This is a genomic window from Streptomyces sp. SLBN-118, from assembly GCF_006715635.1.
Taxonomy (GTDB): domain Bacteria; phylum Actinomycetota; class Actinomycetes; order Streptomycetales; family Streptomycetaceae; genus Streptomyces.
On sequence record NZ_VFNP01000002.1, the window covers coordinates 1,221,264 to 1,234,956 of the forward strand.

Annotated in this window: 15 protein-coding genes and 6 tRNA genes; 10 read left to right on the plus strand and 11 right to left on the minus strand. The window is 72.1% G+C overall.

Annotated elements, in window-relative coordinates; translation table 11 throughout:
- The first annotated feature begins 92 nt into the window (after positions 1 to 92).
- Positions 93 to 2,696, plus strand: a complete 2,604-nt coding sequence (locus FBY35_RS24115) for an SCO7613 C-terminal domain-containing membrane protein (RefSeq protein ID WP_186357053.1) — start codon at positions 93 to 95, stop codon at positions 2,694 to 2,696.
- 61 nt (positions 2,697 to 2,757) lie between these two features.
- Here the strand turns inward: FBY35_RS24115 and FBY35_RS24120 are convergent.
- Positions 2,758 to 2,829: transfer RNA gene (locus FBY35_RS24120), tRNA-Val, on the minus strand.
- Positions 2,830 to 2,883: 54 nt separating this feature from the next.
- The gene (locus FBY35_RS24125) at positions 2,884 to 3,342 is read right to left on the minus strand and encodes a TIGR02611 family protein (protein ID WP_142216079.1); all 459 of its coding nucleotides are present in this window, start codon (positions 3,340 to 3,342) and stop codon (positions 2,884 to 2,886) included.
- A 190-nt stretch (positions 3,343 to 3,532) separates the two neighbouring features.
- On the opposite strand from FBY35_RS24125, the gene FBY35_RS24130 reads away from it, so the two are divergent.
- Positions 3,533 to 3,946 (plus strand): SsgA family sporulation/cell division regulator, encoded by a 414-nt coding sequence (locus tag FBY35_RS24130; protein ID WP_003959770.1) that lies wholly within the window; start codon positions 3,533 to 3,535, stop codon positions 3,944 to 3,946.
- A 190-nt stretch (positions 3,947 to 4,136) separates the two neighbouring features.
- Complete coding sequence (locus tag FBY35_RS24135; protein ID WP_142216080.1) at positions 4,137 to 4,694, plus strand: CGNR zinc finger domain-containing protein; 558 nt, start codon at positions 4,137 to 4,139, stop codon at positions 4,692 to 4,694.
- 15 nt (positions 4,695 to 4,709) lie between these two features.
- Here the strand turns inward: FBY35_RS24135 and FBY35_RS36505 are convergent, their stop codons facing one another.
- Together FBY35_RS36505 and FBY35_RS24140 are read right to left on the minus strand one after the other, a co-directional pair.
- A complete protein-coding gene (locus tag FBY35_RS36505) occupies positions 4,710 to 4,862 on the minus strand; it encodes a hypothetical protein (RefSeq protein ID WP_186357054.1) in 153 nt (50 codons plus the stop codon).
- 102 nt (positions 4,863 to 4,964) lie between these two features.
- Positions 4,965 to 5,411 carry a hypothetical protein gene (locus tag FBY35_RS24140; protein ID WP_142216081.1) on the minus strand — a complete coding sequence of 149 codons (447 nt, stop codon included), beginning with the start codon at positions 5,409 to 5,411 and terminating at the stop codon, positions 4,965 to 4,967.
- Between the two features lie 166 nt (positions 5,412 to 5,577).
- On the opposite strand from FBY35_RS24140, the gene FBY35_RS24145 reads away from it, so the two are divergent.
- Positions 5,578 to 6,084 (plus strand): DsbA family protein, encoded by a 507-nt coding sequence (locus tag FBY35_RS24145; RefSeq protein ID WP_186357055.1) that lies wholly within the window; start codon positions 5,578 to 5,580, stop codon positions 6,082 to 6,084.
- A gap of 43 nt (positions 6,085 to 6,127) precedes the next feature.
- Here the strand turns inward: FBY35_RS24145 and FBY35_RS24150 are convergent, their stop codons facing one another.
- Genes FBY35_RS24150 through FBY35_RS24160 form a run of 3 tightly spaced genes read right to left on the minus strand, consistent with a single transcriptional unit; the run spans position 6,128 to position 8,898 of the window.
- Positions 6,128 to 6,967 carry a GNAT family N-acetyltransferase gene (locus FBY35_RS24150; protein ID WP_142216083.1) on the minus strand — a complete coding sequence of 280 codons (840 nt, stop codon included), beginning with the start codon at positions 6,965 to 6,967 and terminating at the stop codon, positions 6,128 to 6,130.
- A 33-nt stretch (positions 6,968 to 7,000) separates the two neighbouring features.
- Positions 7,001 to 7,843: an aminotransferase class IV gene (locus FBY35_RS24155; RefSeq protein ID WP_142216084.1), complete on the minus strand. Its 843-nt coding sequence runs from the start codon at positions 7,841 to 7,843 to the stop codon at positions 7,001 to 7,003.
- A complete protein-coding gene (locus tag FBY35_RS24160) occupies positions 7,840 to 8,898 on the minus strand; it encodes a chorismate-binding protein (protein WP_142216085.1) in 1,059 nt (352 codons plus the stop codon). Before FBY35_RS24160 ends, FBY35_RS24155 begins: the two co-directional genes overlap by 4 nt.
- Positions 8,899 to 9,043: 145 nt before the next feature.
- On the opposite strand from FBY35_RS24160, the gene FBY35_RS24165 reads away from it, so the two are divergent.
- The 5 genes from FBY35_RS24165 (at position 9,044) to FBY35_RS24185 (ending at position 9,504) form a co-directional block, all read left to right on the plus strand.
- Positions 9,044 to 9,116 (plus strand) — tRNA-Gly (locus FBY35_RS24165).
- A gap of 32 nt (positions 9,117 to 9,148) precedes the next feature.
- Positions 9,149 to 9,222 (plus strand) — tRNA-Cys (locus FBY35_RS24170).
- A gap of 1 nt (position 9,223) precedes the next feature.
- Positions 9,224 to 9,295 (plus strand) — tRNA-Val (locus FBY35_RS24175).
- 20 nt (positions 9,296 to 9,315) lie between these two features.
- A tRNA-Val gene (locus tag FBY35_RS24180) sits at positions 9,316 to 9,387 on the plus strand.
- Positions 9,388 to 9,429: 42 nt separating this feature from the next.
- Positions 9,430 to 9,504 (plus strand) — tRNA-Val (locus FBY35_RS24185).
- A gap of 55 nt (positions 9,505 to 9,559) precedes the next feature.
- Here the strand turns inward: FBY35_RS24185 and FBY35_RS24190 are convergent.
- The 4 genes from FBY35_RS24190 to FBY35_RS24205 form a co-directional block, all read right to left on the minus strand.
- The gene (locus FBY35_RS24190; RefSeq protein ID WP_142216086.1) at positions 9,560 to 9,838 is read right to left on the minus strand and encodes a zf-TFIIB domain-containing protein; all 279 of its coding nucleotides are present in this window, start codon (positions 9,836 to 9,838) and stop codon (positions 9,560 to 9,562) included.
- 68 nt (positions 9,839 to 9,906) lie between these two features.
- Positions 9,907 to 10,872 (minus strand): phosphotransferase family protein, encoded by a 966-nt coding sequence (locus FBY35_RS24195; RefSeq protein WP_260848800.1) that lies wholly within the window; start codon positions 10,870 to 10,872, stop codon positions 9,907 to 9,909.
- Positions 10,873 to 11,574: 702 nt separating this feature from the next.
- Entirely contained in the window at positions 11,575 to 11,781 is a 207-nt protein-coding gene (locus tag FBY35_RS24200; protein WP_142216088.1) for a hypothetical protein, read from the minus strand.
- Positions 11,782 to 11,969: 188 nt separating this feature from the next.
- Complete coding sequence (locus FBY35_RS24205; RefSeq protein ID WP_142216089.1) at positions 11,970 to 12,227, minus strand: hypothetical protein; 258 nt, start codon at positions 12,225 to 12,227, stop codon at positions 11,970 to 11,972.
- A 233-nt stretch (positions 12,228 to 12,460) separates the two neighbouring features.
- Between FBY35_RS24205 and FBY35_RS24210 the strand changes: the two genes are divergently transcribed.
- Positions 12,461 to 13,654 carry a serine/threonine-protein kinase gene (locus tag FBY35_RS24210; protein WP_142216090.1) on the plus strand — a complete coding sequence of 398 codons (1,194 nt, stop codon included), beginning with the start codon at positions 12,461 to 12,463 and terminating at the stop codon, positions 13,652 to 13,654.
- Positions 13,655 to 13,693 lie beyond the last annotated feature (39 nt).

A 13,693-nucleotide genomic window follows, 5' to 3' on the forward strand; every position in this document is an offset into this window, starting at 1 on the left:
GCGCCCAGAAAGGTGTACGGCGGGGGTACTCACACGCGAACTGAGTATGCGCGCCCATGCCCTGGGATGTGGCGGTGGCCACACTCCGCACCATGGAGAACGTTCCGCCACCCGCCGAGGAACTGGCGATCCTCGACCGCGAGCTCGTCCGACTGGACGCCCGCCGGGCCCAGTTGCTGGCCCGCAGAGCCTGGCTGCTCACTGTCGTACCGCAGCATGCGGCGCCGCCCGTGGTGGCGCGCCCCTTCGCCGCGCCGCCCCCGCCAAAAGCCGCGCCGCGCAGCGTGCAGAACGTGCTGCTCACGCTGGGCGGCATTCTGCTGGCCATCGCCGCGATCGCGTTCACCCTGGTCAGCTGGGGTCACTTGGGCATAGGCGGGCGCTCGGCGGTACTCGGGGCCGTGACGGCCGCGACCCTCGCCGCACCGGTCGCTCTGCTGCGGCGCGCTCTCGCCTCCACGGCGGAGTCCCTGGCAGGTCTCGCCATGGTGCTGATGGTGCTGGACGCGTACGCCCTGCACCGGGTCGGGCTGGTGCAGACCGACGGGCTTGCCTACGCGGCCGTCGCCTCGGCCGTGCTCACCGCGCTCTGGTCGGCGTACGGGCTGTCCCTGGAGCGGCTGCGGACTCCCCTGCCGGTGGCCGTGCTGACCGCGCAACTCCCGCTGCTGCTGTGGTCGTTGACCGCCGGCGCGGGAGCACCGCCGATGGAGTGGGCCCTGCTGGCGACCGCCTCGCTCGATGCCGCACTCGCGCTGTGGGCCCGGACATCCACCAAGCCGGGACTCCAGGTCCTCGCGGCCACCGCCGCCGCGGTGACCGGCGGCTGCGCTCTGCTCATCGGCGGCGCGCAGTCGGTGATCGCGGACACGCCGCTCGACGCGCTCTCCCCGGCCGGGCTGCTCCTCGCGGCGGCCGGCGTGGCGCTCGTCGCGGCCTGGCGCTCGCCGTCGGCCGCGGTTGCCTGCTCGACCGTGGCCGGTCTGGCGACGATCGCGGCGCTCGGTGGTGTGGCCCGCGCGGCCGTCCCCGAGGGATGGTCGGTGCTGGGATATCTGCTGTGTGCGGTCGGCCTGTTGGCGTTCGTACGGACGGGCTCGCCGCGGCGACTGCGTCAGGGCCTGACGTCCGCGGCGGGCGGGGTCCACGCACTCGCGGCGCTCCTGTCGCTCCCCCTCGTGGCCCTCACCCTGGCGGGCCCGCTGTCGACGACGGACACCGTCTGGTCGGCCACCGGGCCGACCGCCCGCGGCGCACTGGGCGTTCCCCTTCCCGAGTCGGGCCTGACGGCGTTCCCGCTGGTCCTGCTGATCGTGGCGGCGACGCTGGCGACGGCTTCGCGACGGTGGCCGACGCCGATGGCTGCGCAGACCGCCGCGCCCGGCGACGCCTCGGACGAGTCCACACAGCACGACCGCGCGGGCGCGCCGGAAGCCCCGACCCCGGCGGGCCATCCCGACCCTGCGCCCGGCGCCCCGGGTACGCCGCTCCCGGCCAGACCGGCGGGGCCCAACGCGGGCCCGCCGCCCACCGGCACCGCGGCAGCAGCCCGGCCCGACCGGCGTGCCGCGGCCGGCACCGGAGCCCTCGCCCTCGCGTGGTCCGGGCTCTTCGTCGTGCCGCCCGCGCTCGATCTCGGCTTTGTCGCGACCCTGACACTGCACCTGCTCCTCACAGCCGCCGCCTTGGCGCTCGCAGTGCGTCCCGCTTGGACCGGCCGGCTCGCTCCGGCCGCCGTCCCTCTCGCCCTCGCCTGCGCTCTCGCGGGCGCCGTGAGCGTCGCCGTACTGTCCCTGGCCACGCGCCCGGCGACGTTCACGGTGCTCGGCACCCTGACCGCCGCCCTGGCCGCGGCCACGCTCGCCGCCCGGGGTCCGCGCGCCGTTCAGGCGGTCCTCGCCTGCACGGGTACCGGCTTCGCGACCGCACTGCTCGGCGCCGTCGCCGCGCACGCGGGACTCCCGCCCCACCGGGCCGCGCTGCTGATCCTCGCCGTCCCCGCGGCCGTGGCCCTGCTGGCCGCCAGGCTGGACCGCCACCCGGTGGCTCTCCCCATGGAGCTCACGGGCGCGGCCGCGGGTCTTGCCGCCGTCGTCCTCGCCGCCGGGGACGGACCTGCCCTCGCCCTGGTCCTGGCGCTCGGCGCCGTGATCGCCGCGGGTACCGCGGTACGGGCCGAGCGCCGCCCCGCCGCGGGACATCTCGCCGCGGCACTGTCCGTGACGGCGACCTGGGTACGGCTGTACGCATCGGACGTCACCGCCCCCGAGGCGTACACCCTGCCGGTGACCCTCGCCGCGCTCACCGTGGGCCTGCTGCGGCGTCGGCGCGACCCGCATGCCTCGTCCTGGACGGCATACGGCCCAGGTCTCGCCGCGACGCTGCTGCCGAGCCTCGTCGCAGCCTGGGGCGACGACCACTGGCTGCGCCCGCTGCTGCTCGGCCTCGCGGCCCTGGCCCTCACGCTCACCGGCGCCCGGCTGCGCCTCCAGGCGCTGCTGGTGCTCGGCGGCACGGTGCTCGCCCTCGACGCGCTGCACGAGCTCGCGCCGTACGTCATCCAGGTCGTCGGCGCACTCCCCCGCTGGCTGCCGCCCGCGCTCGCGGGACTGCTGCTCCTCGCCGTCGGCGCGACCTACGAGCAGCGGCTGCGCGACGCCCGCCGGCTGCGGGAGACCCTGGGCCGGATGCGCTGACCCGGCGCCGGACACACGCCGAGGGCCCGGAGACTCGACGTCTCCGGGCCCTCGGTCCGGGTGGGCGATACTGGGTTCGAACCAGTGACCTCTTCGGTGTGAACGAAGCGCTCTCCCACTGAGCTAATCGCCCGGGCACTCCGCAAAGATTACCCCATGTCAGCAGGTCCCCCTGACCATTTTCAGGTCACTCCTTGATCTTCCACGGCATGACAATGCCGAACTTCCAGACGTAGATTCCGACCAGCACCACGATGATCACGAGGCCGATCGTGGTCAGGATGATGTTGCGCCTGCGGACCTTCGGATCGAGCGCACGCTGCGCCGCCTCGGTCACCTTCCGCTTGGTCCAGCGCAGCACGAGCTGCGCCCAGACGAACTCCGTCGCCCAGATCGCCATGCCGCCGAAGATCACCAGCCAGCCGGGGCCCGGCAGCGGCAGCATCACGATGCCGCCGCCGACCACCGCGAGGCCCACGACGAAAACGCCGACCTGCCAGCTCAGGTGCAGCGTCCTGGACCGCTTGATGAAGTGGGGCGCCCTCGAGCCGAGCACCGGCTCCTTCGACACCGTCACGTCCCCCGTGGCGGGAACATCGGTCGTCTTGGCGACGACCTCGGCCCGCTCGTCACTCTCCGCATTCATGACGCCAAACCTACCGGATTCGGTCCGGTCACCGGAATGGCCCTATAACACAAAGTGATGCACCGCTATACGAGCGACATGAAGGATCGCAAAACGGTCAGAGGGGTTTACAACGGCACCGTAGGTGGCATGTCGATTTCGCCGACGTGCGAATCCCCGAGCGCACACTGAGCGAAAGGCCCTGGCGCTTATGAACACCACGGTCAGCTGCGAGCTGCACCTGCGCCTCGTTGTATCGAGCGAGTCCTCACTGCCTGTACCCGCGGGCCTGCGGTATGACACGGCCGATCCCTACGCCGTGCACGCCACCTTCCACACCGGAGCCGAAGAGACGGTCGAGTGGGTCTTCGCCCGCGATCTTCTCGCCGAGGGGCTGCACCGGCCCACCGGCACGGGCGACGTCAGAGTCTGGCCCTCACGCAGTCATGGCCAGGGGGTCGTCTGCATCGCGCTGAGCTCCCCAGAGGGCGAAGCCCTGCTCGAGGCCCCGGCGCGGGCCCTGGAGTCGTTCCTCAAGCGGACCGACGCCGCGGTGCCACCCGGCACCGAGCATCGTCACTTCGATCTCGACACGGAGCTCTCGCACATCCTGGCCGAAAGCTGAGCCAGACCGAGAGCTGCACGGCGCCGTCCGACTCGGGGCGACGGCGCCGCGCGGGCCAACACACAGGGCACACACCGGCGCCGTCACCGCGGATTCCACCGCGCTGACGGCGCCGATGCGCTTGTGGCACCAACCGCTAGAGTCAGCGCAATTCGGCGGGCACCGGCCCGCAGCAGCCAGGGAGCGAATCGTGCTGATCCCCCACGACACCCGCATTGCCCTCGACACCGTCGTCGATCTGGTGAACACCACCCCGGAGAGCGAGCAGGACGACGCGCTCGCGGACGTCGCCTCGCTGTACGACTTCGTACGAAGCCACAGCGTCAGCGGCGTGGGCGAGCTGACCCAGCGGGACCTGAAGGCCGTGCAGGGCGTACGGACGCAGTTCGCGGAGATCTTCGCGGCACCCGACAGCCGCACCGCGGCCGAGCTGGTCAATGAACTGGTGGCGGCCGCGGGAACCACCCCACAGCTCACCGACCACGACGGCTACGACTGGCATGTGCACTACTTCGCGCCGGGCGCTTCGGTCGCCGACCACCTCGCGGCGGACTGCGGGATGGCGCTGGCGTTCATCGTCGTCGCGGGCGAACAGGAGCGCCTGCGGCGCTGCGAGGCGCCGGACTGCGGGCGCGCGTTCGTCGACCTCTCCCGCAACCGCTCTCGCCGCTACTGCGACAGCCGCACCTGCGGCAACCGCCTGCATGTCGCCGCCTACCGCGCACGCCGCAAGGAAGCGGCGGGCTGAGGGGCCCCGATCCCCTCACAGCAGGAACAGATCGTGCACCGCGGCCATGAGCAACAGAAAGCCGATGACCGCGAGAAAGATCATCAGGGGCGGCTGGGAGAGTGCGAAGAGGCAGCCACGCGGCTCTTCGGTCGGTGCGGGGGCCTCGCCCCGTGAGGTATCGAGCATCTCGGGGTGATGATGGCGCAGAACAGCCTGCCGTGATCGATCAACACGCCCCTCGACCGCGGGAGTTCACCAGATCCCCGTGTGCGGCCACGGCCGGATGCGTCAGATGCCGTGCTTCTTGAGGATCGCCTCGATGTCGCTGAAGTCCTCGCCGGAACCGGCGGCCTTCGGCTTCGCCTTGGGCTGGGTAGCGGGACGGCTGCCCCGCCCGAGGGAGGGCGCCGACGCGGCCGGGGCGACGACCCCCTGCTCCGCCGCTCTGGCGGCGGCCTTGCGTTCCTTACGGGTTCCGCCGCCCCGCCGCTCGATGGCCCTGGTCGTCATGAAGAGCAGCCAGGCGCCGCCGAGCAGGCCGAATCCGAGCCAGGCGGACGGGCTGAAGGCCGTGTCCACCACCCATTCGACCGCGCCGGTCAGCACCAGGCCGATGGGGACGAGGGAGTAGGCGGCGATACGTGTCGCGGCGAGGAAACGCCTGCGGTACGCCGTGACGGCGGCGATGCCCAGGCCCGCCGCGGACACCGCGGAGCAAATGGTCTCGGCAAGCATCCGGTCCTCCAGGCTCAGACGGGCATGAGGGGGTTCGTCCCCTCCATCGTGCACCGTCCGGCCGCTTTCGGGCCACGGTCCCGTACGACCTCAGGGAGATCTCCGGGACGGTCTCCTCACCAGGTCCCGGTCACTACGGGTGCCCACGGGCTGGGACACTGGACCCATGAGCGACTCCACCACCGCCCGCCCGGTCGTGCTCGACGTCTGGTGCGAGCTCCAGTGCCCCGACTGCCGCAGCGCCCTGAAGGATCTGCGGGCGCTGCGCGAGCGCTACGGCGACCGGCTCGAGCTGCGGCTGCGGCACTTCCCCCTCGACAAGCACAAGCACGCCTTCACGGCCGCCCAGGCCGCGGAGGAGGCTGCCGAACAGGGCAAGGGCTGGCCCTACATCGAGGCGGTGCTCGGACGTGTCGAGGAGCTCGCCGCGAGGGGGGAGCCGTTCCTGCTCGAGGTCGCTCGTGAACTGGGTCTGGACGCCGAGGAGTTCGACACCGCGCTGATCGACGGCCGGCACATCCTGATCGTCGACGCCGACCAGGCCGAGGGCAAGGCGATCGGCGTGACGGGCACCCCGACGTACGTCATCGACGGCGAGCGGCTCGACGGGGGCAAGAGCCAGGAGGGGCTGCGGGAGCGCATCGAGGAGATCGCGGACCGGCTGCTCGCCTAGGACTCGCCTTGGACCGATCCGGCCTGATCGACCGGACAGGACCTCAAAGCAGGAATTTGAAGCTGTTGACGTGGGTCGTCTCGTAGCCGAGCGACTCGTACAGTCTTCGCGCCGGGGTGTTGTCCGTGAAGACGTGCAGTCCGAGCAGCGGCAGCCCGGCGTCCAGTGCGATGCACTCGGCGAGCAGCATCAGGGACCGGCCGTGCCCGCGGCCGCGCTGTGTCTCGGCGACCTCGACGTCGTACAGGTACGCCCCCGTCTCACCGGGACGCACCTCGCGCCTGCCGACGAGGACATGGCCCAGGACCGCACCGTCCCGCACCAGGACGTCGAGCCGGATGCCGGGGCTGGCGAGACCGTCGGGCAGGAGCGCGCTGTGCTGGGCCTCCGACTTGGCACGCGCTTCGAATGCCCGGACTCCCCTGTCGATCCAGTTCTGTGCGTACGTCTCGACGGCCGTGGCACGCCACTGTGCGAACTCCGCCTCGCTCATCGGGCGGACCTCGACATCCGGCGGAAGGGCGGGAGGTTGATCAGGCAGTTCCTTGAGCATGGTGCGTCCGCGCTCGACGTAGCCGAGTGCGGTCGCGAGCCGCGTGGCCGCGGTGGCCTCCGGCGGCACGTCGACCTGCACCTGGGTGCAGCCCCAGCCGCGCAGCACCTCCTCGGCGGCGAGCGCGGCGACGGTCCCCCGCCCCCGCCGCCGGTCCCGCTCGTCGATGCTCAGCGAGCGGATGGTCCCCGCCGTGGCGGTGAGTGCAGGGAATGTGGCGATCTCGATCCGGCCGACGGGACGGCTGTTGACACAGACCTCGTAGAGGCGTGACTGCGCGCCGTCCGCCTCGTGTTGAAGCGGCCCGGTCGGCCGCAGGGTGGTGGTCATCAGGGGTGTTTCTACCTGCCCTGCGGCCGCGCGTCACGGGGTTGTACGGGGCGCCTTCGGATCCGTGTCGGCGGCCGCGCGCTCCTCGAAGATCCGCATCGCCTTGGCCGTCACCGGTCCGGGGGCCTCCGCGAGCTCGCGCCCGTCGACCCGCCGCACGGCCTGAACGTCGCGCAGGGTCGAGGTCAGGAAGATCTCCTCGGCCCGCTCCAGCACGTCGAAGGGCAGGTCGGTCTCCTTGGCCCCGGTCCACGCCACGGTCAGGGCACGGGTGATGCCCGCCAGGCAGCCGGAGGCGACGGGCGGGGTGTGCAGCTCGCCGTCGACGACCACGAAGACGTTGGAACCGGTGCCCTCACAGAGCTGACCAACCGTGTTGGCGAACAGCGCCTCGGACGCGTCCTCCTCGCTCGCCCTGGCGAGCGCGACGACGTTCTCGCCGTACGACGTGGTCTTCAGCCCGCTCAGCGCACCGCGCTCGTTGCGGGTCCACGGGACGGTGATCACCGCGGTGCTGTCCGGGCGGCGCTTGGTCTCGCCGAGGGCCACGACCAGCGTCGGCCCCGCGGTGCCACGGTCGGAGCCGAGCGGCGAGGGGCCGCCGGTGTACGTGATGCGCAGCCGACCGAGCTCCATGGGGTTGGTTTCCAGGACGGCCGCGCAGGCGCGCCGCACCTCGTCGAGGTCGGGGTCCGGCAGGCCGAGACCACGGGCCGAGCGGGTCAGCCGGTCGAGGTGCATGGTGAGGGCGAAGGGCTGTCCGTGCACCGCCTTGACCGTCTCGAAGATGCCGTCGCCCACGGTCAGACCGTGATCGAACACGGACACCATGGCGTTCTCGGCGTCGGTGAGTCCGCCATTGACCCAGAGCTTCATCCAGCTGTCCTTCCGCTTGCCGCGTACACCCCCGACGCTACCGTGAGCAGCCGGGACGCCTTCAGCTCGGTCTCGTCCCACTCGCGCTCGGGGTCGGAGCCCCATGTGATCCCGGCACCGGTACCGAAGCGCAGCACCGGTCCCGCGGGCACGTCGCGGTCGATCCAGAACGTGCGTATGCCGACTGCGAGCTCGCCGGTGCCGCGGTCGGCGTCGACCCAGCCGATGCCTCCGCAGTACGGGCCACGGGGTGCCGTCTCCAGCGCGTCGATGATCTTCAGCGCGCTGGACTTGGGCGCGCCGGTCACCGAGCCGGGCGGGAAGGTGGCCGCCAGCAGCTCCGGCCAGCCCGCCGTGGGCCCCAGCTCGCCGCGGACGGTCGAGACGAGGTGCACGAGGCCCGGGTGGGCCTCGACGGCGCACAGGGCGGGGACGGTGACCGTGCCGGTGGCGCAGACCCTCCCCAGGTCGTTGCGGACCAGGTCCACGATCATCACGTTCTCCGCGCGGTCCTTCTCCTGCAGGTCCTCGGCGGTGCGGCCGGTGCCCTTGATCGGCCCGGACTCGACGATCTGCCCCTCGCGCCTGAGATAGAGCTCGGGGGATGCGGTGGCGATCTCGACGCCGTGGGCGGGCAGCCGAATCGTTCCGGCGTACGGAGCGGGGTTGCCGCGCGCCAGCAGTGCGGTCAGCGCGTCGACGTCGTCCGCACCGGGCTCGGGCAGGGGCGCTGAGAGAATTCGGCAGAGGTTCGCCTGATAGACCTCGCCCGCCGCGATGTGTTCCCGGATACGGCGTACACCGGCCGTGTACGCCTGCCGGTCCAGCGAGGAGGTCCAGTCGCCGGCGGCCGGTCCGCGCCAGCGCCCCGGTACGGGCTCGGGCACGGGCTCCGTACGCACATTGTCGAAGCGGGCGCAGGTCAGACGGCCCTCGAAGTCCGCGGCGACCGCCCAGAAGCCGGCGGAGCCGAGTGCCTCCGGGTCGCTGGTGACATCACGGAGGTCCGTGGCGAGGAGGTGGCCGAAGCGGGCCAAAGGAGCAAGGTCGTGCACGTCTGCGAGTGTATGGCGGGCGCCGACGGGCCGCTGCGGCGTGAACACACCTCAGCACGCTGCGGAAACGCGTTTTTGTGCTGGACCAGGAATCCGCTAGAGTTCAACACGTCGCCGGGACGCGCAAGCGATCCGGAAACGACAAGCGGACGTGGCTCAGTTGGTAGAGCATCACCTTGCCAAGGTGAGGGTCGCGAGTTCGAATCTCGTCGTCCGCTCGATGGGGGATCTTCCCGAACCCCTGCACTGTGGTGGAGTGGCCGAGAGGCGAGGCAACGGCCTGCAAAGCCGTCTACACGGGTTCAAATCCCGTCTCCACCTCCAAGGACGATTAGCTCAGCGGGAGAGCGCTTCCCTGACACGGAAGAGGTCACTGGTTCAATCCCAGTATCGTCCACTGGATCCGCAAGGATTCGCGCGCGATTAGCTCAGCGGGAGAGCGCTTCCCTGACACGGAAGAGGTCACTGGTTCAATCCCAGTATCGCGCACGCAGTACCACGCAGGACCGTAGCATCACTCAAGATCGTCCCGCGCGATTAGCTCAGCGGGAGAGCGCTTCCCTGACACGGAAGAGGTCACTGGTTCAATCCCAGTATCGCGCACCAGCCAGAACCCCCGGCCGCCGAGGCCGCCGGGGGTTCTGTCGTCCGCGGGAGCCGATCAGGAAGAGAAGAGCATCCGGCCGAAGCTCTTCTGGCGGTAGTGGCCGCCGTGGTGTCCGCCGTGGTGCGGGGCGCCCCAGGCGGGCGCGGGGGCGGCCGGGTAGGCCTGCGGGGCCGGCGGCGCGGGCGGGGCCTGCGTCCACTGCGACTCCAGGCGGGTCAGGGACTCCAGCTCGCCGTAGTCGAGAAATATCCCCCGGCAGCCGCTGCACTGCTCGATCTGAACGCCGTTGCGGTTGTAGGTGTGCATCGCTGCATGGCACTTGGGACACTGCATGATCTGCTCAGCTCCTCGCCGTTCGGTCGACGTCGCCGGGATGCATGCCCGGTGACAGGTGGTTCAGCCTACGACGGAGGCTCGAACTCCAACTCGGGCGGGAGGGCGGCAATTCGGGCACAGGCGTCGATCATGGCCTGTTCGACCTCGTCCGGTTCGCGGTGTTCTGCGGAGGATTTCGCGAGGGCGAGGGCGGCGGTCTGGACGGTCAGCGCTCGGGCGGGGACGTCGAGTTGGGGCCAGGGGTCGCCGTCACCGCCGACCGCGGGCCCGTGTGCGGCCGTGTACGCCCCGAGGAAGCGTCCCCAGATCTCCGGGGGCAGCAGACCGGCCGCGTACCAGGCGGCGGGCCGGGCCAGGTCCCAGGCGGGGTCGCCGAGGCCGAGGTCGTCCACGTCGATGAGGAGCCAGGGGCCGGCCGGGGCGGGATGGCGAACGAGCTGGCCGAGGTGGAGGTCGCCATGGCAGAGCGTGCCGGCGCGGGGCGAGGGCGCTTCGCCGCGGGCCCAGGCGGGCAGGCGCGCCCAGGCCTGCCGGACGGTCGCGGCCGCGGGGTGACGGCCCGCCGCCGCACGCATCCGTGCCAGGGCCGCGGCGGCCTTGGCGGGGCCGCGCATGGGCGGGAGGGGACCGGGGAGCCCGGCGGGCTCGACCAGGTGGAGCCGGGCCAGCAGGACGGCGGCTTCCTCCCAGGGGGCGGCGTCGGGATCCGCCGGGTCCACGGGCAGGCCGTAGGGCCAGGCGGTGACGGGCCGGCCGTCGACGTCACCGGCGGGGAGCGGGACGGGGGCCAGGAGGATGCCGGTGAGGCGGGGGTGCGCGGCGACGGCGAGGCGGGCGTGATGGGCGTGGGTGTCGGTGCCGGGTGCGTGTGCCTTGGCGACGGCGTCCCCGTGCCGTACGACGGCGCCGTCGTCCCGCTGGGCGAGAACGGCCTCGTCCCGGCCGCAGGCGCGGCAGGACTGCCGTGGCGCGACGAGATGCGCGGCGTCGCGGGCGACGCCGGCGAGCGTGCGGACGACGTCTGCGGTCACGGTCCCCCCGGGGTGTGTGCTCCCTGGCGGGAGCCTACGCGGTGGGGTCGGACGGTGGGTTTCAGCCACCACACCCTCCCCCGCGGGCCCGGCTTCGCGGCACGAGGCCCGTACAGCGGGGAGAGATCGCTTCGCGACACCGGCGGCCATCACCCGTGAGGACCAGGCCAGCGACGCGGGTGCCCGTCCCGCGAGGACAAGGCCGGCGGCGCGGTGGCGGTCGACGCCGGAGGTTGACCAGTTGCAAGGCGGGCCACATGCCCGGGCGGAGCCCGGGATTCCGGTGTGGGGGTGGCCCGCCCACCACCGGTCGACCAGCTGCGCGTGGCGCGGCGAACGCGCACACGGAGCCACCAGGCGCATGGCTCAGGGGGTGCCCAGAGCGAGCCGGGCGGCCCGCGCGAGGAAGCGGCCCCCGCGGCTCACGACTGATGAGGCCCGCCCGGCGGCCCGAGTCCGCCGCAGCGAACCGAAGGGGCGGAACCTGGCGCCGCCGAGCGGTGCGAGGGCCTCACGCAGAGCGGCAGTCCGCCGCCGCGAATCGAAGCCCGCGAGGGCGGACGCAGAAGGGCAGGCAGCGCGATGGCCGGTCAGCTCCCCAGCTGACCGGCCAAACGCTGCCGTCCGCCGCACCCCCGTCCCCACGGGGTTGTTGGCCGGATGTCCCCGACCCGGACCGCTCTTCCGGGCCCGGGGCGCCGCTCAGCGCCCCAGCATCACGCCCACGGACGACGCCTGTGTGAGCACTGCGTCCCAGCCGCCGAAGGCGACCACGAGCAGGGCTGCGAGAGGGAGCACCATCGCCGTCGCCACCAGCGGATGGCGACGGCCCGACGGGCGGCCGCCGAACGCGGCGAATGCCTTGCGTCCCTGCGTGCGGATCATCGTCCGCGATGCCGTGTCGGCCATGGTCCCTCTCCTGTCGTATTCGGCAGCGGCGGGTGTCTGACCTCGGGGGACGAGTGCTGCACCCGCCGCTTGACTTCAACATTAGGGATCCGCGGGATCCCGGGCGTCATGCCCTCGTACCGATTGCCGGGCCTCCCGGAGGATGAGCAACGCCCCGGCGACGTACTCCCCTGGGTGGAGACGAGGTCCTAGGACTTGGGGTCTTCCCGGAGGGGACGCTCCGAGGCGTCCTCCCGCGGCACCGGCTGCTCGACCAGTGCCAGCACCCTCGTGGCCATGAAGCGTGCCGTCCGCACCACCGTTCCCGTGCGGGTGACTTCGCTCACTTCCACCACCCCTCTGCGCACCGCTGTCTCGACCCTGCGACCCGCCCGGCTTGCCACCACTTCGTACGTACGAGTCGTGTCTCCCGCGTCCACGACTATCTCCACGCGGTCACCCTTCACCGATCCAACTCCCCCTTCTGCGACGGACCTTTGAGATCTCGCACGGGTCATGGGGGCCCGATCCGCGGCCCCCTGACTCTTCTTCAAGTCTCCCACCCGGCACTGACAATCGATCGGGCCGCGAGGGCGCGGCCTATGAGCACACCGGGGCAGGGGTACGTAAGCTGTGCCACGTCAAACGGACGACCGTGGCAGCGGGGGTGGGGTCTCCCCACCGTAGGTAGGGGACGGACATGGCGATGATGCGGCTCCGGCGCGAGGACCCGCGTGTCGTCGGCTCGTTCAGGCTGCACCGGCGGCTCGGCGCGGGTGGCATGGGGGTTGTGTACCTCGGGTCCGACCGGCGGGGGCAGCGCGTGGCGCTGAAGGTGATCCGGCCGGACCTCGCGGAGGACCAGGAGTTCAGATCCCGCTTCGCGCGCGAGGTCTCGGCCGCGCGGCGGATCCGCGGCGGCTGTACGGCACGGCTGGTGGCCGCCGATCTGGAGGCGGAGCGCCCGTGGTTCGCCACCCAGTACGTTCCCGGTCCCTCCCTGCACGACAAGGTGGCCGAGGACGGCACGCTCCGGGCCGCCGAGGTGGCCGCGATCGGTGCCGCCCTGTCGGAGGGCCTGGTCGCGGTGCACGAGGCCGGAGTCGTCCACCGGGATCTGAAGCCGTCGAACATCCTGCTGTCGCCGAAGGGCCCGCGGATCATCGACTTCGGTATCGCATGGGCGACGGGCGCGAGCACCCTCACGCATGTCGGCACGGCGGTCGGCTCCCCCGGTTTCCTCGCGCCCGAGCAGGTGCGCGGCGCGATGGTCACCCCGGCGACGGACGTCTTCGCCCTCGGCGCCACGCTCGCGTATGCGGCGACCGCCGACTCACCCTTCGGACACGGCAGTTCGGAGGTCATGCTGTACCGGGTGGTGCACGAGGAACCGCAGCTGTACGGGGTTCCGGACGCGCTTGCCCCGCTCGTACGGGCCTGCCTGGCGAAGGACCCCGAGCAGCGGCCCAGCACACTGCAGCTGTCGATGCGGCTCAAGGAGATCGCGGCCAGGGAGGCCCAGGGGCTGTCTGAGGCCCGTCCGCCCGCCCAGCGCGAGCGGATCGAACAGGACAGGCCGACCTCGCGCTATCCGGAACGTACGGAGCGCGTGGAGCGTCCCGACCGGGCGCAGCGGACAGAACGCATCGAGCGGCGTACGGCGGGCTCGTCCATGCCGCGCTCCGCGCAGCCGCCGCGCACCGGCGGCACGCGCCCTCAGCCTCCCCGCAACACCTCCCGTACGAACGGGCGGCAGGGCACCAAGCCCGGCGTGCGCCCGACGTCCCCCGGGCGGCGGCCCGCCAATCCGCGGCTGCTGCGCCAGCGCATCATCGTCTTCGTCGTGGTGACGCTGATCGTGGCGCTCGGAATCGCCGCGGCCCAGCAGCTGTAGACGGCGAGGGTTCAGGCAGCTGCTGTTCGGGCGGCCGCA